A 25,295-nucleotide genomic window follows, 5' to 3' on the forward strand; every position below is an offset into this window, starting at 1 on the left:
AAGCGCCATGTAGGCGCTTTAATTTGGTTTGTGCTAAATATTAGCTTTTTAAGCTGCAATACCGCTGTGGCGTAATAACGCGTCAACGTTAGGCTCACGACCACGGAACTTTTTAAATAATTCCATTGGCTCTTCACTGCCGCCTTTTTCTAAAATATTTTGCATGAAGGCTTGACCGGTTTGCGGGTTAAAAATACCTTCTTCTTCAAATTTAGAATAAGCATCAGCAGAGAGTACTTCAGCCCATTTATACGAGTAATAACCAGCGCTGTAACCGCCTGCAAAAATGTGGCTAAAGCCATGCTGAAAACGGTTAAACTCAGGAGGCTTAACGACCGAGGTACGGCTGCGTACGTCATCAAGTACTGCTTGAATTTGACACTCTTCACCTGCTTTATAATCATTGTGGATTTTAAAGTCGAATAACGAGAACTCAATTTGACGCAGCATTTGCATGCCTGAGTTGTAGTTTTTAGCCGCTAGTAGCTTATCAAGTAGCTCTTTAGGTAACGGCTCGCCCGTTTCATAATGGCCTGAAATAAAGCTCAGTGCTTCTTCTTCATAACACCAGTTTTCTAAAAACTGACTAGGAAGCTCTACCGCATCCCACGCCACGCCATTAATACCCGCAACAGGAGCAGCATCAACTTGTGTAAGCATGTGGTGAATACCATGACCAAACTCGTGGAATAAGGTTGTCACTTCGTCATGAGTAAACAATGCAGGTTTATCGCCAACTGCTTTATTAAAGTTACACACTAAATAAGCCACTGGAGTTTGTAGTTCGCCGTTAGCACGTACTTTACGACCCATACAGTCGTCCATCCACGCCCCGCCGCGTTTACGGTCGCGTGCATATAAATCGAGATAAAAACGTCCGCGTAGAGTATTGCTACTATCTACAATTTCAAAAAAACGTACATCTTTGTGATAAGTATCAAAGTCAGTAACTTCTTTTACGCTAATACCAAATAAGCGGTTAACGGTTTCGAATAAGCCACTTAATACTTTATTTGCTGGGAAGTAAGGACGCAGTACTTCATCTGAAATAGCGTACTTTTCTTGCTTAAGTTTTTCGCTGTAGTAACCAAAATCCCATGCCTGTAATTCAGAAATACCATGTTTTTGCTCAGCATAGGCTTTTAACTCTGCCACTTCTTGCTCTGCTTGTGGTTTTGATTTAGCCGCTAAATCTTCTAAAAACGAGAATACTTGCGCCGGTGTTTCGGCCATTTTAGTTGCCAGTGACTTTTCAGCGTAGCTGTTAAATCCTAGTAACTGTGCAAGTTCATGGCGAAGCGCAAGCTCCTCACTCATAATCTCTGAGTTATCAAATTCACCGGCATTAGGGCCTTGATCTGACGCGCGCGTAGAAAACGCGGTGTAAGTTTCTCTGCGGAGTTCGCGGTTATCTGCATAGGTCATAATTGGTAAATACGACGGAAAATCAAGGGTAAATACCCAACCGTCTAACTCTTTACTTTTTGCAGTATCAGCTGCAAGCGCTAAAGCAGATTCTGGCAAGCCAGCTAAGTCGCTTTCATCAGTAATATGTTTGTGCCAAGCAAGTGTGGCATCCATTACGTTGTTGCCAAACTTTGAGTTAAGTTCTGATAAACGCGCGCTAATCTCACCGTAGCTTTTTTGATCTTCTGCTGATAATGCAATACCCGATAATTTAAAGTCACGAAGCGCATTAGTAATTGTTTTTTGCTGTGCTGTAGTCAGCGTTTTAAATTCGTCGCTGTTATAAAGCGTATTATACGCGTTGTATAAACCTTGATGCTGACCTACAAATGTTGAATATTCAGATATTAACGGTAAGCACTGCTCGTAAGCTTCACGTAATTCGTCGTTATTCATTACTGAATTCAAATGCGATACAGGGGAGAACATGCGTGATAATTTATCGTCCGCTTCTTCAAGGGGTAATACTAAGTCATCCCACGTGTACGAGCCTTTCGCTAGCACGTCATCAATGGCTTTACGACAAAGCTCAATACCGTCTTTTAGTGCTGGTACTACGTACTCAGGCTTTATTTTTGAAAATGGTGGTAAGCCTTCAAGGCCAATTAGTGGGTTGCTCATAAATACTCTCTTTGCGTTAATGCATTACGTTTTAAATTGGGTCTAAAAGTAAAAAAACAACTCAGCCGCTTTTAAGTTGTTTAATTTTAATAAGGTTGCTCTAAAGCAAAACACAAATAACCCATTAATGAGTCGGCCACTTTATAACGTTCTAGTACCGTATCAACTAGGTTATTACTGCATATTTGCTTTTGAGTAAGTGGGCTAATGGCTATAAAGTCTTTTCGTTTGAGCTCATCTATTAAAGGATGATCTTTTTCAAAACCCCTTGGTAGGCGTTTTAGCGACTCTCCTGACATTTCAAAAATAGATTTAAATTGCTCATCATAAATTGCTTTTTTATAGCTATTTGGGTTTTCATCTATGCAGGTCCTAATTGCATTAAGCGCCTTTGATTCTGGTCGCCAAATACCAGCACCTACAAAACATTCGTCATTTGCTAAGTGAAAATAAAAACCAGGGGCGTGTACGTCTTTTCCCATAAAATGGCGAAATTGAATTCCTACATTAATTTTATATGGGGTTTTATCTTTACTAAAACGCGCGTCTTTATGGATTCTCATTAAACTACCGCCGACTTTTTTATCTGATGCGACAAAATGGCTAGAAACCTCAGCAAGTGGTGCTTGCATTTGCCTAATGAAATCTAAAGCGGGCTCTCTTACGTATTCCTCATACTGTGATTTATGGTCGTTAAACCAGTCTCTATTATTGTTTTGATCAAGCTGAGCAAGAAATTCGAATGTTTTTTTACTAAACATAGGTCACCTAAACACTCTTTATTTTTAAAACTTAATGTTATGCTAATGCGCATAAAACTCAACGCCTAAGGACATAAAATGACACAACACTTTGATTATATTGCAATCGGTGGTGGCAGTGGTGGTATTGCCTCTGCAAATAGAGCGGCAATGCGTGGCGCTAAAGTAGCACTTATAGAAGCAAAACACATGGGCGGCACGTGTGTAAACGTGGGCTGCGTACCTAAAAAAGTAATGTGGCACGGTGCTCAGGTTGCTGAAGCAATTAATTTATATGCCCCAGATTACGGCTTTAATGTTGAAGTTAAAGGCTTTGATTGGAGCAAGTTAGTAGAAAGCCGTGAAGCCTACATAGGCCGAATTCATAAAGGTTACGACAGTGGCCTTGCTAGCAATGGCGTTACTGTAATTAAAGGCTTTGCTAAATTTATAGATAATAAAACAGTTGAAGTAAACGGCGAGCACTACACAGCCGACCATATATTAATTGCAGTAGGTGGACGCCCAAGCATTCCGCATATTGAAGGTGCTGAACACGGTATCGATTCAAATGGCTTTTTTGAATTAAAAGAGCAACCTAAACGCGTTGCAGTAATAGGCGCAGGCTACATAGCCGTTGAGCTTGCTGGTGTATTACATGGTTTAGGTACTGAAACACATTTATTTGTTCGTAAGCATTCTCCACTTCGTAACTTTGACCCATACATAGTTGAAACACTTGTTGACGTTATGGCTGCTGAAGGCCCTACTCTTCATACAGAATCTGTACCTCATAAATTAGTTAAAGAAGATGATGGCTCTGTAACGCTACATTTAGATAATGGCAAAACTCATAACGTTGACCAAGTAATTTGGGCCATTGGCCGCCAGCCAACAACAAATGCAATTAATGTAGCTGCTGCCGGCGTAGAAGTTAACAGCGATGGTTTTGTTAAAGTTGATGAGTTTCAAAATACCACAGCTAAAAATGTATACGCGGTTGGCGATATTATCGAAAACGGTATTGAACTTACGCCTGTAGCAGTGAAAGCAGGGCGTACTTTATCAGAGCGTTTATTTAATAAAGAACTACCTGATGATTTAAAAATGGATTACAGCCTAGTTCCTACTGTTGTATTTAGTCACCCACCAATTGGTACTATTGGCCTTACTGAACAAGAAGCTATTTCTCAGTATGGCGAAGAAAACGTTAAGATTTACCAATCTGGCTTTACGGCTATGTACACAGCGGTAACTAAACATCGCCAGCCTTGTAAAATGAAGCTTGTATGTGCCGGCCCAGACGAAAAAGTAGTTGGCCTACATGGTATTGGTTTTGCGGTTGATGAAATGATTCAAGGTTTTGCAGTTGCCATGAAAATGGGCGCTACTAAAGCTGATTTTGATGCCGTTGTTGCGATTCACCCAACAGGTTCTGAAGAGTTTGTTACTATGCGCTAGGCGCTAAACTCTAAGCGCTCAATTATAAAAAGCCCTTGTTAAGTAATTAGTAAGGGCTTTTTAATGTTTGTTATATTTTGCACAACAAACCACTTAAAACGTCACATTACAAACATCCATTCAACATTAAAAGAACAACTAAGCCATTATTTTAACAGCAAAAATTTTAGACCGATAAAAAGATTAAAAGTTTAAATTTTGTTTTGGCTTTAAAGCATTTTAACGATTAGAATCCCGCGCATTTATAGTTTCTCTTGGTTATTTATGTTTTTACTGCGATCTTTTATTTATTTATTATGCCTAGCGGGTGTTGCTCATTTAATTCAACTTGAAGGCTTTGAGTTAAAACAGGATGCACTTTACAGTGAAGAAACTCTTACCGAACATATGCAAGATGTTTTAACTTTTTTAAGCTGTATTTTATTTTTTTACGCTTCGCGAATTAACTTTCAACTCAAAATACCGGCTGTATTACTAGCTGCATTATCGGCAATGATGTTTGTAAGAGAGTTTGATACCTACCTCGACTTATACTTTTTTGATGGCGCTTGGCAAAGTATCGTCTATTCAATTTTAGCTGGCGTGTTTGTTTATTTAATAACAAACAGAGGAAGTATTTTTAACGCTTTAAAAGCCTATAGCCTCACTCCTAGTTATGGAATTTGCTTATCAGGCATGGTTACTTTACTCGCATTTTCGCGAATGATGGGCAAAGGCGCATTTTGGCATTCAGTAATGGGTGATGACTATGTACGTGCGGTAAAAAACATTGTTGAAGAAGGTATAGAAACGCTTGGCTATACTTTGATTTTTATTTCAGCCATTGAGCTTGTACTCATATGCCGAAAAAGAATGGCTAAAAATCACAAGCATTGCACTGATCAAGTAACTCAATAACGTAGCTACATTTTTTATTGGTTACTTTTTTACACTAAATTTGCTAATTGGTTTAATAAATCAATATACTGAGCCTGTTTTTATCAACTCACATTTAATTGGATACCATGACTAAAGATATATTGCTGCATCCGTTTCTTCTTTCAATTGTAATGATCACAATTGCATTTGTACTAAAAGTGCTTGTTGATAAGCTTGCTAAAAGTCGCGCAGAAAAAAAAGAAAAAGACATCCGTTACATCGCACACAATATTAAGCACTTTGTTAATTTTGTAATGATGATATCGCTGCTATTTGTGTGGTCTACTGAAATTCAAAACTTTGCACTTTCTATTGCTGCTTTTGCCGTGGCGATTGTACTTGCAACGCGTGAGTTTATTCAGTGTGTAATAGGCTTTTTTTACCTCGTAACAACTCGCCCGTTTAGAGTGGGTGATTGGATACAAGTAGGTGATTACTTTGGTGAAGTAGCTGAAACGGATTGGATAAAAACAACCATGCATGAAATTGATATACATACTTATCAATTTTCTAGAAAAACCATATACATACCTAATAATAAGCTGATTACCAGCTCTATTAAAAACTTAAACTTTGTAAAACGCTTTGTTACACATCATTTTATTATTGTCCGAAGAGAGAGCTTTAACCCTTACCCTATTCACGACACACTCACTGAGCAAGCTAAACTGTACTGCGAAGAGTTTCAAGAAGTAGCAAGCCGTTATAATTCGATGATTGAGCGTAAACTTGATGCAAAAATATCTGGCCCAGAGCCGGTAATTCACTTTGGTACAACCGATTTAGGTGAATTTAAAGCAAGCTTTACCTTGTTTTGCCCGACAGAAAAAGCGCTTGAGATAGAGCACAAATTAACAGAGTGCTTTTTTGCGTTATGGTACAAAGAGGCTGAAAAAAATAAAGAAAGTGAAGGAGAGGCATAAACCTCGCCTACACAAAGTAAAAATACAAATCGTAGGTGCGAATTTATTTCGCGCTCTATTTCTAAGTCTGTATTTAAAAAGCGAGGTGTAAAACCTCACCTACCCAAAGTAAAAATACAAATCGTAAGTGCGAATTTATTTCGCGCTCTATTTCTAAGTCTGTATTTAAAAAGCGAGGTGTAAAACCTCACCTACAATAAACATCAAGCACGTAGGTGCGAATTCACTTCGCGCTTGAGTAATATTTAAGCTGTACCACCGACCGTTAACTGATCAATTTTAAGGCTTGGTTGGCCTACGCCTACCGGTACGCTTTGACCATCTTTACCACAAACACCAACACCTTTATCAAGTGCTAAGTCGTTACCAACCATAGATATTTGCTGCATTACTTCTGGTCCATTACCAATAAGCGTTGCGCCTTTAATTGGCTGGGTAATTTTACCATTTTCGATTAAATACGCTTCTGATGCGCTAAATACAAACTTACCTGAGGTTATATCAACTTGTCCGCCGCCAAAGTTAGGCGCGAATACCCCTTTTTTAACTGAGCTTATAATATCGGCTTGGCTGTGCTCACCACCTAACATGTAGGTGTTAGTCATGCGAGGCATTGGTAAATGTGCATAAGACTCACGACGTGCGTTACCGGTAGGATTTACACCCATTAAACGCGCGTTTAGCTTATCTTGCATATAGCCTTTTAAAATACCGTTTTCAATAAGTACGTTGTAAGCGGCTGGTGTGCCTTCATCATCCACATTAAGTGACCCACGGCGATCAGCCATAGTGCCATCATCAACAACAGTACACAGCTCTGATGCTACTTTTTGGCCCACTTTACCACTAAACGCAGACGCGCCTTTGCGGTTAAAGTCGCCTTCAAGTCCATGTCCTACTGCTTCGTGTAAAAGCACGCCAGGCCAACCATTACCAAGTACAACTTCCATCGTGCCGGCAGGTGCATCAATAGCTTCAAGGTTTACTTTAGCTTGGCGTACCGCTTCTTCTGCAAATTCCATCCAACGTGGTTTACCATCAACAAGCTCTTTAAAGTAACCATAATCTAAACGTGCACCACCACCTGCGCCACCGCGTTCACGGCGACCATTTTTTTCAAGCAGCACTGAGCAGTTTAAACGAATAAGCGGGCGAATATCGGTGGCAAACGTACCGTCACTAGCTGCGATTAATACTTCTTCGTATACCGCTGACATTGAGCTAATTACTTGCTCTGCATCGGGTGCTAGTTCACGAATATAGTTTTCAAGTTCGCGTAATAAACTCACCTTGTCGGTATCGCTCATACTCGAAATTGGCTGATGCGCTGCAAACTGCTCTTTAGCTTTAACATCACTAAATACTTTAATCGCTCTATCTTCGCCAGCATCTGCGATGCTACGAGCCGCTGTAGCCGCTTTATTAAGTGCTTCAAGATTTATTGCATCAGAGTAAGAAAAACCTGTTTTTTCGCCGCTTACAGCACGTACACCAACGCCACGTTCAACGTTATAAGAGCCTTCTTTAACTAAGCCGTCTTCAAGCACCCATGATTCGTGGTGGCTTGATTGAAAATATAAATCGGCGTAATCCACTTTATGCTGATGTATGTAAGCGAGCGTTTTTTCGAGCTCTTCTCTATTTAGCTGGCTGTCTTGTAGTAAATGCTGTTCAACCGAATTCATAATAAATGCTCTCTAAATCGTTGATGAGACTGCACGGGCATATCTCGTCTAATTTTTTGTAACTGGTCTAAATCTGCGTTGCAGCTTATAAAACCGGTGCCTGTTGGCAATTCACTCAGGGTATTGCCCCAAGGCGAAATAATAATACTGTGGCCATATGTTTGTCGGCCATTTTCATGTGTACCGTACTGAGCAGCTGCAACTACATAACATTGTGTTTCTATTGCGCGAGCTGCTAATAGCGGTTGCCAATGCGCTTGCCCTGTAGGGACTGTAAATGCACTGGGTACTAAAATAATATCGGCGCCTTGGCGTACTAGTTCGTTAAATAAGCCACTAAAGCGCAGATCATAACATACTGTTAAGCCAATTTTACCAAAGGGAGAATCAACAACCACTACATCGCTACCTGCTTGGGTAAAATCTGACTCTCGATAGCTACCTGTTTTATCATCAACGGTTACATCAAATAAATGTATTTTGTTATACGTTGCAACCAGCTCGCCTTGATTATTATATAAGTGCGATGCTGAGTAATACTTATGCTCGTTAAATGGCTCAGGCATTGTGCCTGCATTTAACCAAATATTATGGTGTTGGCACAATTTACTAAGTTGTAATTTGTATTGCTCAACTTGCTTAGCAACACGTAACGTATCGTTACCAGTTTTACTAAACACTAAAAAAGCCTCAGGCAAGCAAACAAGTAATGGCCTTGTGGCTGGCAGAGTTTTAAGTACGCGCTTTAAGCTTGCTATATTGTCATCAGGGTTTAGCCCTGAACACATTTGTAGGGCAACTATTGTGGGTGTGCTTATGCTTGCTGTTTTGTTCATTGCGTTACTGTTACTTGTGCATCTTTAAGTTTTAAATCGACTGATGCTTGTGGCTGATTTTGCGCAGCTTGAGGTAGTGTAACTTCACGACTTTTTCTGTCTAGTTCTTGAACAATAGGATCGTTCATTTTACCCGTTACTTTAAAATTGATCTCTGAGATGACGCGCGCAGAATGAATAACTTTATCAAGTGCTAAAGCAGCAAGCCCTGTTACTGGATTAACCATCCATGCCACTATAACCGGAATGCTTGAGGTTACTTGTGGCGCTACAGCAAGGTCGTAATCTATATCTAGCGTATTTAAATTTGCGTAGCCTTTAATAGTTAAATCGGCAGGCACACCATCCATTTTAGTATCTTTAGTGTAAGCGATACCGTTTTCTAACTGCATAGAGCCTTGCATGCTGTTATAAAAAAAGCCCTTTGAAAATACATCTCTAAAATCAAGTTTCAGTTTGCGTACGAGTGAATCAAGGCTCAACAGCGAAAATACGCGTGCACCACCATCACTTATTTCAGTTAAGTGACCTTCCCCTAAATCCCAAGCAACCTCACCACTTAAAGTTTTCACATCAAAATCATAAGGTGCTGCTTGCCAAGTAAGATCATAATTTAGATCAGCTTTAGAATCCTTAATTGCAGAGGTAATATCAAACTCGCCAAACAATGCGCCTATATTATCACTTTTAAGCTCACCACTTAGCGTTGTTAAACCATTTTGCCACTGCCCTTTAGTGCGCAGTACATGATCTCCTTTATCGATTACAAGTTCTGATATCGATAAGCGCTCGCCATCACCTAATAATGACGCACTCACTTTATCAAGCTGGTAGCGATCAATTTTGCAATCACTACATTCAAACTCAATGGCAGGTATTTTAGTAAGCCAGCTCAAGTCTTCCTCAGGAAGTACATCTGTTATTTCAATTAATTGCTCGCTAGGCTGTGCAAAATTAAGCCTTAAGTAATCGGCATTAATTCGTATAGGCTGGCTAGGCTGTGATGTAGGAATAAAAACCCCAGCTCTAAGTTCTTTAGCATTTAGCTTTAGGTATAAATCGTCTTTTGATGGTGCTAAACGCATTTCAAAATCATTAAAGATGATGTTACTCGCATCAAGCATACCTATATTTGCGACCACCTCATTAAGCGGTGGCATAATCCCTTTTGATTTTTTATCTGGGTTTGATTTACCTGCTTTAATTATTTGATCTATCAGATCAAACCAAGGCACTAATTCACTCTGCTCAAGATTTATATTTACGCTTAAGTCTTTTTGGTTTAATCCTAAGTCTTGTTTTCCGAGCACAAAATGGACATTACTAAACTGTGATTTTCCATTTTCTAAAATAGCATTAAAGTAAAACTGTTGATTAGCGTTTGCTGTAATGAGATTAGAAATATCATCACCTTGAACTACTGCATCAAGCGCCCACATTTGTTCGCTATTTTTATTATAAGGTGCGGGTAAGTTACTCGTTAAGCCAAGTAGTTCTGAGTTTACCTGTGCACGGTAATTAAAGCCTTGTTCGGTAAAATTAAGTACTAAACCAATATCAACATCGCTTTGCCCGCTTAAATAATTTTTTAATATACCTTGTCCACTGTCAATTAATGTATCGGCGTCAATTTTGGCGTTTATATCTATGTTTGCTTGGTAATTTTTAGCATCACTTTTGCTGCTGTAATTAATATTTAGCGGCATGCCCAACCACTTCGCAGTCGCATTTTTAAGTGTGATGTTGTCGTTTTTAAAATTAAGCTCGCCAGTTAAGTTTTTAAGCTCAATACCTGGCGTTGCTATAAATACTGGCAAGTCATTTAAATTAACTTTGCCGCTAACACTGGCTCCGCCTTTAAACTTAGAGCCTACTAAAAGCTCAATACTGGCATCGGCTTCGCCTTTGCCCTGTACAACTTTAAAAATTTCAGCAAGAGGTTTGGCAATAGGTGTCGCTGCAAAAAAGTCATGTAACTTTTCCATCTCTGCTTTTTTATCAATTTGCACAATAAGTTCATCAGCATTCATTAAATCTGCAATGCTCACCTGTACACTATTACCAATATCTAAATTAACCAACTTGCCTTGCTGGCTATATATGTCCATCCGCTCATTAGCAAAATGTAGCTGTACATTAGCATTAGTGACCGCAGGCCAATCAGGGTCAAACTCATAGGTTGCATTGTCTATTTGTGCTAATACATCAAACTGACCACTACCATCAGTAAATGGGAAACCAGAAAAAGGCCCTGCAAATAAGACCTGTGCTTTAGATACTTCTCCGCCTTTAATTGCACCATTTAAATAGCTAATAAGTTCAGGGCTCATCGCTTTTAATGGGAAGTAATGACCTGCAATATTGGCATCTGGAGCGAACGCTTCTGCGTAAAGATCTAATCGAGGATCATCTGTTAGGCTAATTTGTAATTCTGCAGCAAGAGTAACTTCATCATTATCAAACCAGATATTGTCACTACTTATATGCCAGCCATCATCTCGCTTAGCTAAATCTAGCTCTACATTTAGCTGATTATAATTTATGTCGTTACTAAAGCTTTCGCCTGTAACTAATGTGCCATTTTCACCAAATAAATTTATTCGACCACTACTTTGGGTAAGTAAACCATTTACTCTAAGTCCTTGCGCTGCTGGTACCGATCTTAATTCTTGCCAGCCAATATTGTTAGCCTCAAACCATAATTGCCATTGCTGTGCATTAGAAAAACTTAAATAAGCTTGATCTATTTGCCCACTAGGTTGGCGTTCTAAAAATGGTTCAAGTGCATTAAAATTACTTAGCCCGGCTAGGTTACTCAGTAATTCAAAATCAACTTGATGCAGCCACACTTTATTTTGCAGCCCTAGTTGGGCTTCAAACTCTAAACTTGGCCATGCTTTATCGTTACTATTAAATGTTAAACCGGTGCTTTTTAAGTGCCAGCTATTTTGTTCTGGATATAGATGGAATCCACCTTCACTCAAACTAACTTGGTGGCTTTGCTCTTCTCGCTGCCAGCGTACAAAGCTTGGTAACCACTGCATTTTCACATCGCTTACAAAACCTTTATCTAGTTTTAGCCATGCTTGTAAATTAATATCGCTATGCAGTTGTTGTTTTTGCGTATTTATATATTGCGCTAACCAGTTAGATACATCGACCTTATTAGCCTGCACATAGATGTCGCCCGCTACTTGCTCTAGAGTATCCCCGGTAAGTGCTATGCGCGCGTCAAAGTCTCCGACCGAAATACCCGGCAGTGCTAAGCTTCCACTACCAAGATGCTGCTCATCTTCATTTTGCCAAACAATGTTTTGAAGAAGTAATTTACGTTCTTTACCGTCTTCTAAAATAAAGTTAATACTGGAATTTTCTATTGCAAAATGACCCGTTTTACCCAAAAACAGTTCTTCAATTAGCTCTTTTTGCTCAAAAGAAACTTCGTCGTTGTCACCGGTTTTAAATAAGTTGGTGATATTTACACTGGTATGAAAACCATTAATAACAAAATAATTAGATCTAAGTTGCAGTGCTTTTAAGCTTTCCCATAGGTTTAGCTCTAAGCTGGTTTTAGCAATGGTGAGTGATATTGGTGCGGTTTCGTTATCTTTAAACGATAAATTTTCTAGCACTAATGCAGGACCACTGCCCTGCCAACTAGCTGATATTTCACCGATAGATAAGCTTATTTCAAACTTTTCGTGTAAATAGCTTTCTATGTCACCTTTGTATTCGTTTGCATACGGGAGGGTATATTTTAAAATTGAAACAATAACGGCCAGTAATACCAAAATTATGGCGCAGGTCTGCCATAACTTTCTAAAACAAAAAAAACAGACCGCTTTTGCTTTCATTACATCATTACCACATCAAACTGTTCTTGGCTGTATAAGCTCTCTGTTTGAATATTGACTTGCTTACCAATAAATAGTTCAAGCTCAGCAAGGTTATGATACTCATCGTTTAGTAGGGCCTCACTTACAGCAGGCGCTGCATACACCATAAACTTGTCCGCTGCGTATGCTCGGTTAACACGCACTATTTCACGTAGTATTTCGTAGCAAACCGTTTCAACTGTTTTTTGTGAACCACGACCGGAACATGCTGGGCATACATCACATAAAATATGCTCTAAGCTTTCGCGTGTACGTTTACGCGTCATTTCAACAAGGCCAAGCGCTGAAAGCCCGTTAATATTCGTTTTAGTGCGATCTTTTGCAAGGGCTGATTCAAGTGAATGAAGCACCCGCCTTTTATGATCCTCACTTACCATATCGATAAAGTCGATAATGATAATACCGCCTAAGTTACGCAGCCTGAGCTGGCGGGCAATTGCAGAGGTTGCTTCTACGTTGGTATTAAAAATCGTTTCTTCTAAATTACGATGCCCTACAAATGCGCCTGTATTAACATCAACAGTCGTCATTGCTTCTGTTTGGTCAATAATTATATAACCACCCGATTTTAGCGTAACTTTACGATGTAGTGCTTTTTGAATTTCGTTTTCAACGTCAAACAAGTCAAATATAGGCCGCTCGCCTGGATAGTATTCAAGCACTTGAGAAAGCTGTGGAACAAACTCTTCTGTAAATAACTTTAGTTCTTCATAGCTGAGTTTAGAGTCAACGCGAATGCGCTCCATATCTTCGCCTACGTAGTCACGCAGGGTTCTAAAGGCAAGGGTTAAATCTTCGTGTAGGATACTGGCTTTACTCGTTTTTCTACGACGTGATGTTATTTTTTCCCATAATTTCCTTAAAAAGCCAGCATCGTGTCGTAATTCAGCTTCGCTAGCACCTTCGGCAGCTGTACGTACGATAAAGCTGCCATTTTCATCGCCATATTCTGCGACTATTTTTTTAAGACGTGAGCGCTCTTCTTCAGTTTCAATACGCTGACTAACCCCTACATGGGTCGCATCAGGCATAAACACTAAATAGCGAGAAGGAATAGTTATATCAGTGGTGAGCCTTGCGCCTTTAGTGCCTAGCGGATCTTTTACCACTTGCACCATAATGTATTGGCCTTGACGAACTAACTCTCTAATATCTTGTACTTTTTTTATTGGTACGTCGTCTACGCCTTCAACAATAGAAGCACTATTTACAATATCGGATGCATGCAAAAATGCAGCCTTTTCAAGGCCGATATCAACAAAAGCAGCCTGCATCCCCGGAAGTACACGGCTTATTTTTCCTAAGTAAATATTGCCTACAATACCTAGATTACCGATTCGCTCTAGCTGTATTTCTTGCAGTACACCGTTTTCTATTAGGGCAACACGGCTTTCGCTCGGTGTGACATTGATCAGTAATTCTGTACTCATGTTACCTTCTTAAGAATGTTTTTAATAATTGTTCGGTTTCATATAAAGGTAAGCCTACAACAGAAAAATAGCTACCCGCAATGTGAGTTACAAAGCGGCCGCCTAAACCTTGGATACCGTAGCCACCGGCTTTATCTTGTGGCTCACCTGACTCCCAATAAGCATTAATTTCTTCATCTGTTAAGGTTTTAAAAGTAACATCTGTGCTTACAACACAGCTAAGCACATCATTTTGCGTCGCAAATGCAACTGCGGTAAGAACTTGATGCGTGTTACCCGATAGGCGTTTTAACGTGTGTGTAAAATCGTTTTTATCGCGAGGTTTACCCAATGACTCGTTATCTATAACAACCACGGTATCACTACCAAGTACAGGGCGATCGGTATATCCAAGCTCTACACCGCTTTGGGCTTTCAAGCGCGCTAAACGCTCAACAAGTGCTCTAGGTTGCTCGTTTGGAAGTGGGCTTTCATCTGCATCAACACTAAATTGTGTAAATTCGACACCTAATTGGCTTAATAACTCTTTACGACGGGGAGAGGCTGATGCCAAATATACTGCGGTAGTCATTACCTGATCCTAAAATGTCTGCGATATTTACGAAGTAGTAAAAAGACCCAAAACCAGCTAACCATTCCGGTTGCCACTGGCCATAAATACTGTGGATTAAAATAAACCCCTAACAAAAAGTGATTTAGCCAAAACTGCATTAAGTGATACAGCGTTAAAAATAAACCAATTAGTAAGCTTTGTTGCCAAAGCGAAAAGTTACGAATTTTTTGAAAGTTGCTCGCGGTTACAAAAATACATACCGAGAATGTAAGCGAGTTCACGCCCAGCGGTGAGCCAGACGCTAAATCGATTAATAAACCAACAACCCAAGCAGTACCAATATTTAAACGATGCGGTACTGCTAGCGACCAATACATAAGTACAAGTAAAACCCAGTCAGGTCTAAATGGCTCAAACGAAAATGGAAGTGGCATTAGTGCCATTATTAACGCAAAAAAGATGCTTAGCGCAATTAACAATGAATAACGGTTAATCATCGCTGATTTGCTCCTGTTGATTACGCCATAAAATAACCAGTAAGCGAATGCGATCTAGTTGCGCAATAGGTTCTGCAAAAACTTGTGCAAACGGTCGCCCTTCATCACGATTTATTTCGGTTACTACTGCCACCGGGTACCCTTCAGGAAATGTCCCCCCTAAACCCGATGTAACAAGTACATCGCCAATTCGCACATCTAAACTGTGTGGAACGTGAGAGAGCTTAACGACGTTAATTTTACCTATGCCTTCAACAACCGTTCGTACATCGTTACGAAGTATACGTACAGGTGTGGCATGTGTGGTGTCGGTCATTAGTAGCACGCGTGAAGTTGTTGAACCAACCTTTGTAAGCTGCCCTACTACACCCATTTCATCAATTACGGCTTGGCCTTCACTAAGCCCGTCAGTTGTACCACGGTTAATAACAACCTGATGACTATACGGGTTTGAATGTACAGAAAGTACTTGAGCAATAATTTTACGATTCGATTGCTTTGCAGATGAGCCTAATAAGGCGCGCAGTTTTTGATTTTCTCTGGCTAGAAATTGATACTGCTGAAGTTGCTCGCTTTGTAGCATTTGCTTTTTTTTCAGCGCTTCGTTTTCAGTAAGAAGTTGATCCCGCGTATGCAGGCTTTTAGCACTTAAGCTAAATAATTCGTAGGGTAAATTAGCAACATAGATTAGTGGGCTAACTAGAGTATTAAGGCTGGTACGAACAACGGTACCACCTTGCGTATATCTGTCTCCAACTATGAGTACGATACTCAAAAGCACTGCGACAAAAAGTCGCAGTTGCAAAGAGACTGTGCGTCCAAACATTAATTTCATTAGTCGTAACTAAAAACGTCACCACCATGAACATCGATCATTTCTAATGCTTTACCACCACCACGCGCAACACACGTAAGTGGATCATCAGCTACAACAACCGGAATACCCGTTTCTTCCATTAATAAACGGTCTAAATCTTTTAACAATGCACCACCGCCAGTAAGTACCATGCCGTGCGCAGAGATATCTGATGCCAGCTCAGGTGGTGATTGCTCAAGTGCAACCATTACTGCACTCACAATACCCATTAACGGCTCTTGTAGAGCTTCTAGGATTTCGTGTGAGTTAAGCGTGAATGAACGCGGAACACCTTCGGCAAGGTTACGACCGCGCACTTCAATTTCGATTGGCTCATCAGTTTTGAACGCAGAGCCAATTTGATGCTTAATATTTTCAGCTGTCGCTTCACCAATTAAGCTACCAAAGTTACGACGTACATAATTAATAATAGCTTCGTCAAACTTATCGCCACCAATACGAACAGATGATGAGTAAACAACACCGTTAAGTGAAATAATAGCCACTTCAGTTGTACCACCACCAATATCAACAACCATAGAACCTGTTGCTTCTGATACTGGTAAACCTGCGCCAATAGCTGCTGCCATTGGTTCTTCGATTAAGTAAACTTCACGAGCACCAGCACCCATTGCAGATTCACGTATTGCACGTTTTTCTACTTGAGTAGCACCACACGGCACACAAATTAGTACACGCGGACTTGGGCGCATAAAGTTATTGTTATGCACTTGCTTAATGAAGTGTTGTAACATTTTTTCAGTTACATAAAAATCAGCAATTACACCGTCTTTCATTGGACGGATTGCTTTAATATTTCCCGGTGTACGGCCTAGCATTTGTTTTGCTTCTGTACCTACAGATGCAACACTTTTAGGTCCACCAGCGCGTTCTTGGCGAATAGCAACAACAGAAGGTTCGTTTAATACAATACCTTCTTCTTTTACATAAATTAGGGTATTGGCTGTACCCAAGTCGATCGATAGATCGTTAGAAAAAATACCACGGAGTTTTTTAAACATGAGGCTGGATGACCTTTGAAATACGTTCTTATATTAGCTGCCTCACTTTAACATGCTCAACTATATGAGCAATATAAAGCGCAGCGCCTTTGTGAATTTGTGAAAAAAGGAAGCAAAGCTTCCTTAATTGAGTTTATCGTTCGCGAACTAAGCGAAAACCAATGTAGTTAGATCTAAAATCAGGCGCTAAAATTAAACGCGTAGATGCACGAGCAAGGCTTGGTGCAAAATTCCACGCTCCGCCTCTTACTGCTACATCAGACTCACCTGATTCTTTATCGGTCCATTCCCATACATTGCCTACGGTATCGTATAATCCAAATGCATTTGGAGAAAAAGAACCTACTGGTGATGCACGTCTATTTGACCATTCACTACCACACCAACCACAGTTAGCTAGGTTTTTACCAATTTCGTTACCCCAAGGGTATTCTGTTTCGGTTCCTGCACGTGCTGCGTATTCCCACTCAACTTCGTTAGGTAAACGAAATTGCTGTCCTGTTTGACCCGATAACCACTCAGCGTAAGCTTTTGCATCGTTATAAGTTAAACATACAGCAGGAAAGTCACTGCCTTGCTCAAAACCAGGATTACGCCAATTTAAATTTGCTTCCCATACTGGTTCGCCATTTAAATAATACGCACACCCTTTATTTTTTTCCGCTTGAGTTTTATAACCTGTATTTGCTACAAACTTTTCGTAGGCACCCACGGTTACTTCTTTACTTTGCATAGCGAAAGAATTTGCTATTACTTTTTCAATTACTGGACGTTCATTAGCTAAACCATTGCCGTTAATATCGCCCATTTTAAATTTGCCTGCAGGAATAACGACAACCGGCGTTTCAACGTTTGCATTTAATACATTAACGTTTTCACTAACCTGGCGTGTTGTTACTTCTGGTTGCTCTCGAGTATAGGTCGGTGCAGCAATCGACTTAGGCTTTTTTACTAAATTTGCATTAATTGTTTGCGCTTTATTCAAATCAACACGTGCTTGATAAGGTTTATAACCAAGTTTACGTATTTCAATGTTATGAATGCCCGGCGGTAAACGTGTGATCAAGCGTGTTGAGCCAAAGCTTACACCATCGATAAACACTTCATCGTCGTATACGTTTGATCGTAATGTTAGCTCTACTGATTGATCCTTCTTCTTATTAAGGATAGAAGGGTAATCTTTTTTCACCGATGCAGGTTTAACTGAATAATCACGTACTGGCTGCTCATTTAAACGAGAAACCGACACCGTGTTGCTATTATCCGCGCTATTACTGAATGTTAACTGACTATCAGTAAATGTATTGTTATACGCGGGTTGATAAGCAGCAGTAAGTGGCGTGCCGTACTCAGAACAATAACGGTTATCAATGCTTAATAAGCTACATAAACGGCTACTGTTTACTTCGCCGCGCATGGTTACGCTTAAGTTGACGTTGTAGTTACCTTGGCCGCTAAATGCACTGTTAACTACATGGCTACTTAATATTTGTACTTGAGCGCCCGCCAAATTACGTTTTGGCTCAACAATGCGCTCTTCTGTTAAGTTTGCAAATATTTGATCTACAAAGCGTTTAGTTGCTTTTTGTAGCCCCATTTGTTGACCGCGTTGCTCACACGCTGCTAGCGTTTCTGTTCGCTTACAGTTAATCGTATGGTTAACTTCAAGCGTGCCTTCACGTGTAAACTCGTTACGTAAACGCTCTACTCTGGCTGTAGTTAACTGCTCTTTTAAGCTCTCTAAAGTATTTAAAAGCGTATGTTTAGCAACACGAATTTGCTCTATATCTTTACGGTGGGATGCAATTGCCGCCAACTGCATAGAAATATCATCTTTGTTTTGCTTATGATCAATCACCGCTTTTTGATAGCGTGATTGAGCCGCACTAATATTAATAGTGGGATCGTCAATTAAACGACGGTACATTTCGTTCATCGCATCGAGCGCTTGGTTTTTTTCTTTATCTAGCTCTGTAGAACGAGAACGAAGTAGCTCTAGTTGATTTTGTAACTGACTTTCTTCTTTAAGATGTTTTTCAAGTATTCTTGTCGAGTTATCGTATTCTGTCTGTTTAACACTAATCTCTGACTCAATTCCAGTTACTGTAGCTGTGTCTTGTGCAAATGCACTACTAGCTAACAAACTAGCTGAAATTAACAGAGATAAAGGAGTAATTCGCATATATTCCAGTCCCAAAAAGCGGCAATTATTTGGTCGTTATTATTTTTTTATAATTAAAGCCTTATGCTATGTACTTGCAGCACAAAACACAAGCTTTGTTCAATTATTATCTTAGTTTACAACTATTCGCGTGTTTCACGCCAGTAAATAACCCGATCATTTCCTCTAAAGCGTCCAAATTGTAAAATAGTACGAGGATCAAGCTGTGTTTCATCCCCCTGCCAATCCCACTTTAACCAATCATAAGTATTATATTCTAAGGTAAATTCACCCAAACCATTTGGCTGCGCATAAATACCATTGTTTGCCGGATACACTCCCGCCTCTAACTGGCCAGATACACCTGTTCCATATTCGTAGGCTAATTGCGGGCTGTTAGGTGATATTTGAGTGATTTGGGTATGATCAAATACACTACAGTTATCTTCTGCGTTATTTACAAATCCACTGCCGTTGTAATACTGAGCCTGCATAGGAATAAGTAAAGGGTCGAGATCGGAGCCTGCGTTATTACCAAGTACTAAACGTCCAAATCTAAACTCTATTGGTAATGTATTTAGTCGTACACTATTACAGCTACCCGAACATGCTGTTTGTGTATTAGGTTTATCATTTGCATCAATGAGCGTTGCTCCTTCTATGTTAGAAAGCGTTGCCATTAAACTGACCATAGCGAACGGTCCGTCTGCTTGCCCTACACCTAATCTTTGAAGTGTGGTGTTTATTTGACTCATTTGCCATTGGCCGTCGCTTATATCTCCCCAGTTATTATTCCCTAGGTTTACTAAGCGGCTAGCAAAATTAGTTGCGGGTACATAGTTAGCTACTTCATTATTTTCGGCATTAATGACTACACTCGATTTATCAAAGCCCTCTTTATAATTAGCCATTAGCTCACCATTTTGATTTAGTGCTTGTACTGTAAAGCCGAGTTCAAAAGGTTGATCAAGGTAAGTTAAATTACTGCCGTATTGCGTGCATTGTGCGGCAGCTTGAACCCCCACTACCTGAAACTGCGAAGGTGCAAAACGACCAATATTATATAATTCACCTTTTACATCTCCCGCGCCAAAGTAATCGGCATCTTGCAGACCTGCTGTTAAATCAATTATGCCAACTTGGTCGTAATTATACTGCGATATAGATTCACTCAAACTGCCTGTGTCACTAAAGGCAACAGTGCTCATCGCTTCAAGCGTACCTTGAACGCCTGGCGTAGGCGCTTTAAGTAATGCCTCTACAAGTGGTTGCTCTGTAATAAAGTGCTTGGCAATGATGTTATTTGTTATATTGCTGTAGTTATCTGGGTAACCATCGTTGTTAGTGTCTTGCCCTGTTTGCCATTGCACCGCATTCATCTTTAAATCAAATGCTTCGCCAGTTAATCTAAATAAACTTCCATCAGCGTCTGTTGCATAACCATCACTTGCAACTTCCATCGCTAATCCGAATGGCTTTACAACATACTCATTTGAACTCCCCGTTAAATTTACTGATAAATTAGTGACTGGGTCTAAAATTAAATTGGTATTTACATTTAAACTCAACTTTCCTGCATCGGGATAATTTATAACAATCGGGGCTTTAGACTCACTATCAAAGTTAAGTATGAATGATTTAGAGGCTTGCTCTACCGCAAAGGTATTATTGTTATTACTAAGTGAAACCGTATCAGAGCAACTTGCACCAGCACTGCATGTATACGATAAATCTAAGCTTACATCGCCACCAGCGGGAAATGCAGCTTCGCATACGCCCGTAGTGGTATTTGTTTTTACCGCTTGAATAGATAGCGCTTTTGCATTAAATCCAGTATTTGAAGGCTTTGCTGATAACTGAGTTGGAATGGTAGTATTTCCATCTGTATCATTATTAAAAATAAATCCAGCATCAGAAAACGTAACTTTACAGCCGCTTAATCCAACATTATTACCTGCAATATAACAACGAAGAGGTGCAGAAGGCTCTGCAGTGTTGTATCCAAATGTAACACTGCCTGTGGTGCGTTTAGCAAATTCGACAACCGCTGATCCTGTAAAATTAATATTCTCCCCCGTAACCCAACTTTGCTGACCACTATTATCTGGAGAAAGGTTTAAACTAGACGGCTCAGCAAATAATAAATCGCAGGCATCATTAGCGCAGGCTGTGAGTGTCATTTCTTTAGCTTCACACGTTAGACCTTTGTTATCGCTTATTGTTAAACGATAATGATCTAGGGTTTCTGGTATATAAATGCCACAAAAACCAGGGATACTTTCGGGTACTGGTAGAGCGTCAAACGTTGAGCTCCCTTCGGTAATAATTTGAGTAGCCGATGTAATTGACCCCTGATACGTTACATTTTGTGCGATTCTTACCTCACCAGTGGCAACAATATAGGCCGCAATATTGGCATCGGCTGCAATAGCAATCGCACCATCCACATAAATAGCCAAGTACGCGCCGGTTTCGACCACTATACTTGTTTTACCTATATTCAAAAATGAAGTTGATAATAGTGAGGTTGTGTCTTTTAAAAATATACGTGTAGGCGCTGTTACTCTGTACTCTGTTTCCAGCATACTTAACTGCAACTCGTCGTAGTAATAATCGCCAGCTAAAGAAGTAGGTACGGGCCCTGTTGAGCTACCATCATTTGTAACCGTTGGCACCTGCGCCGCTTGATTTGGTTCTAAAGAGTTATAACCACCAGCAACACACGCCTGACCATTACACAAAGGAGGGCTCGTCAGCGCTGTAGAAATTAAGTTTGTAGTGGTGACAAACTGCGCATTACCATCTGTTATTTCTACTCCCTGAACTAACTGCACCTCACCATTGTTATAAGTAGAAATAGCGCCTGGGAATAACGTATCACAATCTAAAATATCACCGTTAAACACAAAGGTACTGGTCATGGCGAGTATTGATGCTTCCTCGTTTACGTGACGGCGCTCGTTATCGCCATCACGATCTTCGTCAACAACAAGTCCTAGCCTGTCAGTCCTTAGGTTACAGCTGCGTAGCCACCCGCCATCATCTTCTTGGCGTGAGTTTTTACTCGCTACAACTAACGGAGCCATACTAAAATTATTAGTAAAACTAAAGTAATTACAGCCATTGCTCCAGCCGTCAACTTCAAAGCCGGTAAAAAAGGTTTCCCACGATACCTCAACGCCATTATCGTCAGAAAATGTGCGATTACTTCCAGGCTCTACAGCCATATAAGCAACAGTTTCGGTTTTTATAACCCCAAGTGCTGTTTCAGATGCTTCTAAAGCAATATTAACGCCGCTGGCAGATAGAGAATTACTTTCTACTGCAACTGTTAAAAATGGTATTAATGCTTGCGTTGGTGGATTGCTGTCTATGCTATTGAGTGTTTGTAATGAATGGAAAAAGTTTGGCCTTTGAGTAAATGGCTGAGCAAATGTCAGTGATTTATATCCCTTAGGTGTTAGTGGAGCAAAGCCAGACTTAGAGCCATACTGTAATTCGAGTAATAAGTCTGTACTACCCACTTCCATAATTGTCCCATCAGGAAATTGATGCACACCATACTCAACAGCTAAATAGTGCGCCCCCATACTAATATGCCCACCATCCTCTCCTGAAGGTTCAAGCGGTAAGGCCTCAAAGCTAGTTGTGGTTATATTACGTATTCTTATTATTGCAGGGTTTCCGCCTTGGTTTGTTGAGAGCATAAAGACAGCAGGAGGCGTTATATATTGCTGTTGAAAATTAACTTTTGTCCAAACAGGCGATGTATATGTATCTTGCAGTTCTATATAACGGCCTTCGATTTTTGGAGGCACAGCATTTGCGTAATTACAAAGTAACACGAAGCTAAAAAATATAGTGACCAATGCATTTTTCATCATGGTAAGGTTTTAGCCTCCACACTGAGCGTTCTTTGTGTTTGCCAATAATCCTTTCTGCAGCTACTCCCTGCAAGGCAATCAATTGCGGCGCACGTTGCACTGCTTTGTAAGTAATATATATTTACAAGCCCGTTTGTTGTACTGCTATCTGGTAGGTCTATATATTCATTGCAACTTACCACTACTTTACAATTAGCTAAATATGCAGTTTGAAAGGTTAAATTAGTTGTAACTGATGTACAGCTTTTAACTGAGCTATTTATTGGAAATAGTTGTGTTAAGCCACTTTCTAATCCACTTTGCGCCGCCATAAAAGCGCGAGCGCCGTAATACTCAATGGTATTTTGTTGAGATGCACCAGAAAGCACTTTAACTAATGCTAATCCTAGTGCTAATAAAGCAACAATAATGACTAAAGAAACTATTATTAAGTTTCCTTTTTGCTTACTGGGTAAGGCTTTTCCGTGAGGATTTTTTTTAAGGTACATTAGGAATATGTACCTCATGGTTAAAGCTCATTACTTCAGTATCGTTAAATTGCATTTGCGCATTCACATTAAGCACTGCGTTTCTTTGTAGGGAGAGCGCATCAAGAGTAAAAAATGAATCGCTCGCTAAATTGTTAGCAATATAAATACCTAATAAATCACGTTTAACACCACTGCTTATTTGTAAGCTCACGGCATCTAATTGATTAACAGTAAAACCGTAATTGGTATATCTATATAAATACTGCCCTTCAACGCAAAAACTTACAGGTTGAGAGAGTAAATAAAGGCGCTTACTTGGCGACTCTTGGGCAAACGCTTTACTAAATTGCCATTCATCAATTGCACTAGTGGTGGAGCTATTAAATGCTGATAGTTTTAAACGCTTATTATTATTCTCATCGTATATATCAGCGCTGCTTAACGGGTAAGTTGTTGCCCAATCTCCAACTTGCGGCTGCGTTAAATTATTAAGTTCAAAATCAACAGCGCTAACATTAAAAGGCGCTACGGTTGGTAAGTAATTTGTATAGTGAGTGGCCGATAAAAACGGCGTAAATTCTAAGCACTGCTGAGCACCACATGCTCCGCTAGTACTGTTATCGCAAGAAAGCCTTAATGAATTTGGCGTGGCGTGGCGAAGTTCTTTACTAAGTCGCGTTATTAAAAAGCGGGCCTGGGCTACAGCTTCTTGGCGTTCAGCCCCTTGCGAATAAATACTGACTCCAGCACCAATAAACGAAAATGCACTTACGGCTAAAATACCAATAATAACCATAACAAGTAATAGCTCTATAAGGGTAAATGCATTTTGATATTTGGCTCTTTGCATTAGTAATTCCCTTTATATGCACTAAATCCGTAAACTTCGCCTAAGGGTGATGTTACTTCTATAGTAATACGCTTAAAGGTTGTGCCATCGTTAATGGTCAATTCGTTAAAGTCGCTATCGTACTGGACTGTAATAACTAAGTTAAAGTCACTGTATTGGCTTAACACCTCACCTAGGCTATTAGTAATAGGCTGGTTAGACAGTGCAATATAGTCATCTACATCGTTATAACTGGTTCTGGTTTCTGAGTTATCTATTCCTAAGTCAGCAGGTGCGGTACAAGCCTCAGCACCTATAGATATTTCGCCACACCGCTTAAAAGGTGCGCTTCTGTCGCTGTGTTCATCAAATGATTTACTTTGAATTTCGTTCATTAGTGATTGACCAAATTCAGAGGCTCTTAAAGCCACAATCGGCTCTGCACTTTTTTTGGCTTGTGGGGCAATTAAAGCTGTAATAATACTCAATGCAATCGCAAACATGACTATGCCAATAATAAGCTCAATTAAAGTAAAGCCTTTTACTTTAAGGGCACGCATATATTAGCCCTTCACCACTTATGCATACGCCAGCTAATCCAACGTCTATTCGACACTGCGTAGTACAAGTTTGATTTGATTTACCTAAAGCATCAAAACTAATTTGGGTAAAAATGTTCGCGTTACTATCTAAAGCACTAAATGTTATATCACTTCTTTGTGTGTCTATTTGTACCACTAAATGATCGGTGTTGTTTACATCAGCGCCACCGTTACATGTATCAGGTGTGGGGGGAGCAATAAGTGTGGAGGTTATATAAAGGGTATGGCAACTTGTTGTTGCTGTATTTTGCATTGCACGTAGCTGCACTGTCCTAAGTGCATTTAAAGTACGGTCTCGATACGAATAGGCGTCTTCTGTTGAGCTGCCCAGAAATTTGGGAACTGCCGTTACCGACAGTATTCCCAATATCACTAGAGTAATAATTAACTCAATGAGTGTGAAGCCACGCAATCGTTGCTTACTACTGCTTTTCATTTATATAA

The 25,295-nt window shown here is 40.0% G+C and carries 19 protein-coding genes; 3 read left to right on the forward strand and 16 right to left on the reverse strand.

The genetic code is table 11. The features are described from left to right. Positions 1-48: 48 nt before the first annotated feature. Positions 49-2,088: an oligopeptidase A gene (gene prlC / locus H5120_RS08715; RefSeq protein ID WP_182674115.1), complete on the reverse strand. Its 2,040-nt coding sequence runs from the start codon at positions 2,086-2,088 to the stop codon at positions 49-51. Positions 2,089-2,174: 86 nt separating this feature from the next. Continuing rightward, positions 2,175-2,849: a DUF2461 domain-containing protein gene (locus tag H5120_RS08720; protein WP_182674116.1), complete on the reverse strand. Its 675-nt coding sequence runs from the start codon at positions 2,847-2,849 to the stop codon at positions 2,175-2,177. Positions 2,850-2,927: 78 nt separating this feature from the next. Between H5120_RS08720 and gorA the strand changes: the two genes are divergently transcribed. From gorA to H5120_RS08735, 3 genes are all read left to right on the forward strand, one after another. Then, positions 2,928-4,289 (forward strand): glutathione-disulfide reductase, encoded by a 1,362-nt coding sequence (gene gorA / locus H5120_RS08725; RefSeq protein WP_182674117.1) that lies wholly within the window; start codon positions 2,928-2,930, stop codon positions 4,287-4,289. A 264-nt stretch (positions 4,290-4,553) separates the two neighbouring features. After that, positions 4,554-5,186, forward strand: coding sequence for a hypothetical protein (locus H5120_RS08730; protein ID WP_165742883.1), 633 nt, complete (start codon positions 4,554-4,556; stop codon positions 5,184-5,186). A 107-nt stretch (positions 5,187-5,293) separates the two neighbouring features. Beyond that, a complete protein-coding gene (locus H5120_RS08735) occupies positions 5,294-6,130 on the forward strand; it encodes a mechanosensitive ion channel family protein (protein ID WP_182674118.1) in 837 nt (278 codons plus the stop codon). Positions 6,131-6,375: 245 nt separating this feature from the next. On the opposite strand, the gene tldD is transcribed toward H5120_RS08735, so the two are convergent. The 14 genes from tldD to H5120_RS08805 form a co-directional block, all read right to left on the reverse strand. Continuing rightward, positions 6,376-7,815 carry a metalloprotease TldD gene (gene tldD, locus H5120_RS08740; protein WP_024597409.1) on the reverse strand — a complete coding sequence of 480 codons (1,440 nt, stop codon included), beginning with the start codon at positions 7,813-7,815 and terminating at the stop codon, positions 6,376-6,378. Further along, positions 7,812-8,651 (reverse strand): carbon-nitrogen hydrolase family protein, encoded by an 840-nt coding sequence (locus H5120_RS08745; protein WP_182674119.1) that lies wholly within the window; start codon positions 8,649-8,651, stop codon positions 7,812-7,814. Before H5120_RS08745 ends, tldD begins: the two co-directional genes overlap by 4 nt. Then, positions 8,648-12,505, reverse strand: coding sequence for a YhdP family protein (locus tag H5120_RS08750; RefSeq protein ID WP_182674120.1), 3,858 nt, complete (start codon positions 12,503-12,505; stop codon positions 8,648-8,650). Before H5120_RS08750 ends, H5120_RS08745 begins: the two co-directional genes overlap by 4 nt. Further along, positions 12,505-13,977, reverse strand: coding sequence for a ribonuclease G (gene rng, locus H5120_RS08755; protein WP_002958405.1), 1,473 nt, complete (start codon positions 13,975-13,977; stop codon positions 12,505-12,507). The genes H5120_RS08750 and rng overlap by 1 nt, the downstream gene beginning before the upstream one ends. Before the next feature lies 1 nt (position 13,978). Further along, positions 13,979-14,548, reverse strand: coding sequence for a nucleoside triphosphate pyrophosphatase (locus tag H5120_RS08760; protein WP_002958404.1), 570 nt, complete (start codon positions 14,546-14,548; stop codon positions 13,979-13,981). Then, positions 14,548-15,027 carry a rod shape-determining protein MreD gene (mreD, locus tag H5120_RS08765; protein WP_002958403.1) on the reverse strand — a complete coding sequence of 160 codons (480 nt, stop codon included), beginning with the start codon at positions 15,025-15,027 and terminating at the stop codon, positions 14,548-14,550. Before mreD ends, H5120_RS08760 begins: the two co-directional genes overlap by 1 nt. Then, entirely contained in the window at positions 15,020-15,862 is an 843-nt protein-coding gene (gene mreC, locus H5120_RS08770; protein WP_173400216.1) for a rod shape-determining protein MreC, read from the reverse strand. Before mreC ends, mreD begins: the two co-directional genes overlap by 8 nt. After that, the gene (locus H5120_RS08775) at positions 15,862-16,905 is read right to left on the reverse strand and encodes a rod shape-determining protein (RefSeq protein WP_002958401.1); all 1,044 of its coding nucleotides are present in this window, start codon (positions 16,903-16,905) and stop codon (positions 15,862-15,864) included. The genes mreC and H5120_RS08775 overlap by 1 nt, the downstream gene beginning before the upstream one ends. A 133-nt stretch (positions 16,906-17,038) precedes the next feature. Then, positions 17,039-19,087 (reverse strand): formylglycine-generating enzyme family protein, encoded by a 2,049-nt coding sequence (locus H5120_RS08780; RefSeq protein ID WP_154904154.1) that lies wholly within the window; start codon positions 19,085-19,087, stop codon positions 17,039-17,041. 122 nt (positions 19,088-19,209) lie between these two features. Beyond that, the gene (locus tag H5120_RS08785) at positions 19,210-22,950 is read right to left on the reverse strand and encodes an H-type lectin domain-containing protein (protein WP_182674121.1); all 3,741 of its coding nucleotides are present in this window, start codon (positions 22,948-22,950) and stop codon (positions 19,210-19,212) included. Then, positions 22,947-23,438, reverse strand: a complete 492-nt coding sequence (locus H5120_RS08790; RefSeq protein WP_182674122.1) for an agglutinin biogenesis protein MshP — start codon at positions 23,436-23,438, stop codon at positions 22,947-22,949. The genes H5120_RS08785 and H5120_RS08790 overlap by 4 nt, the downstream gene beginning before the upstream one ends. Further along, entirely contained in the window at positions 23,428-24,270 is an 843-nt protein-coding gene (locus H5120_RS08795) for a type II secretion system protein (protein ID WP_182674123.1), read from the reverse strand. The genes H5120_RS08790 and H5120_RS08795 overlap by 11 nt, the downstream gene beginning before the upstream one ends. Continuing rightward, positions 24,270-24,809 (reverse strand): prepilin-type N-terminal cleavage/methylation domain-containing protein, encoded by a 540-nt coding sequence (locus tag H5120_RS08800; protein WP_154904150.1) that lies wholly within the window; start codon positions 24,807-24,809, stop codon positions 24,270-24,272. The genes H5120_RS08795 and H5120_RS08800 overlap by 1 nt, the downstream gene beginning before the upstream one ends. Further along, entirely contained in the window at positions 24,796-25,287 is a 492-nt protein-coding gene (locus tag H5120_RS08805) for a type II secretion system protein (protein ID WP_182674124.1), read from the reverse strand. Before H5120_RS08805 ends, H5120_RS08800 begins: the two co-directional genes overlap by 14 nt. Positions 25,288-25,295: the final 8 nt, after the last annotated feature.

Origin of the sequence: Pseudoalteromonas sp. SR43-2, from assembly GCF_014163885.1 — a bacterium.
GTDB lineage: Bacteria > Pseudomonadota > Gammaproteobacteria > Enterobacterales > Alteromonadaceae > Pseudoalteromonas > Pseudoalteromonas distincta.

What these genes read in the sequence shown, in the direction of transcription:
- prlC (WP_182674115.1), bottom strand. Translation starts at nt 2,088, where the DNA reads ATGAGCAACCCACTAATTGGCCTTGAAGGCTTACCACCATTTTCAAAA.
- H5120_RS08720 (WP_182674116.1), bottom strand. Translation starts at nt 2,849, where the DNA reads ATGTTTAGTAAAAAAACATTCGAATTTCTTGCTCAGCTTGATCAAAAC.
- gorA (WP_182674117.1), top strand. Translation starts at nt 2,928, where the DNA reads ATGACACAACACTTTGATTATATTGCAATCGGTGGTGGCAGTGGTGGT.
- H5120_RS08730 (WP_165742883.1), top strand. Translation starts at nt 4,554, where the DNA reads ATGTTTTTACTGCGATCTTTTATTTATTTATTATGCCTAGCGGGTGTT.
- H5120_RS08735 (WP_182674118.1), top strand. Translation starts at nt 5,294, where the DNA reads ATGACTAAAGATATATTGCTGCATCCGTTTCTTCTTTCAATTGTAATG.
- tldD (WP_024597409.1), bottom strand. Translation starts at nt 7,815, where the DNA reads ATGAATTCGGTTGAACAGCATTTACTACAAGACAGCCAGCTAAATAGA.
- H5120_RS08745 (WP_182674119.1), bottom strand. Translation starts at nt 8,651, where the DNA reads ATGAACAAAACAGCAAGCATAAGCACACCCACAATAGTTGCCCTACAA.
- H5120_RS08750 (WP_182674120.1), bottom strand. Translation starts at nt 12,505, where the DNA reads ATGAAAGCAAAAGCGGTCTGTTTTTTTTGTTTTAGAAAGTTATGGCAG.
- rng (WP_002958405.1), bottom strand. Translation starts at nt 13,977, where the DNA reads ATGAGTACAGAATTACTGATCAATGTCACACCGAGCGAAAGCCGTGTT.
- H5120_RS08760 (WP_002958404.1), bottom strand. Translation starts at nt 14,548, where the DNA reads ATGACTACCGCAGTATATTTGGCATCAGCCTCTCCCCGTCGTAAAGAG.
- mreD (WP_002958403.1), bottom strand. Translation starts at nt 15,027, where the DNA reads ATGATTAACCGTTATTCATTGTTAATTGCGCTAAGCATCTTTTTTGCG.
- mreC (WP_173400216.1), bottom strand. Translation starts at nt 15,862, where the DNA reads ATGAAATTAATGTTTGGACGCACAGTCTCTTTGCAACTGCGACTTTTT.
- H5120_RS08775 (WP_002958401.1), bottom strand. Translation starts at nt 16,905, where the DNA reads ATGTTTAAAAAACTCCGTGGTATTTTTTCTAACGATCTATCGATCGAC.
- H5120_RS08780 (WP_154904154.1), bottom strand. Translation starts at nt 19,087, where the DNA reads ATGCGAATTACTCCTTTATCTCTGTTAATTTCAGCTAGTTTGTTAGCT.
- H5120_RS08785 (WP_182674121.1), bottom strand. Translation starts at nt 22,950, where the DNA reads ATGATGAAAAATGCATTGGTCACTATATTTTTTAGCTTCGTGTTACTT.
- H5120_RS08790 (WP_182674122.1), bottom strand. Translation starts at nt 23,438, where the DNA reads ATGTACCTTAAAAAAAATCCTCACGGAAAAGCCTTACCCAGTAAGCAA.
- H5120_RS08795 (WP_182674123.1), bottom strand. Translation starts at nt 24,270, where the DNA reads ATGCAAAGAGCCAAATATCAAAATGCATTTACCCTTATAGAGCTATTA.
- H5120_RS08800 (WP_154904150.1), bottom strand. Translation starts at nt 24,809, where the DNA reads ATGCGTGCCCTTAAAGTAAAAGGCTTTACTTTAATTGAGCTTATTATT.
- H5120_RS08805 (WP_182674124.1), bottom strand. Translation starts at nt 25,287, where the DNA reads ATGAAAAGCAGTAGTAAGCAACGATTGCGTGGCTTCACACTCATTGAG.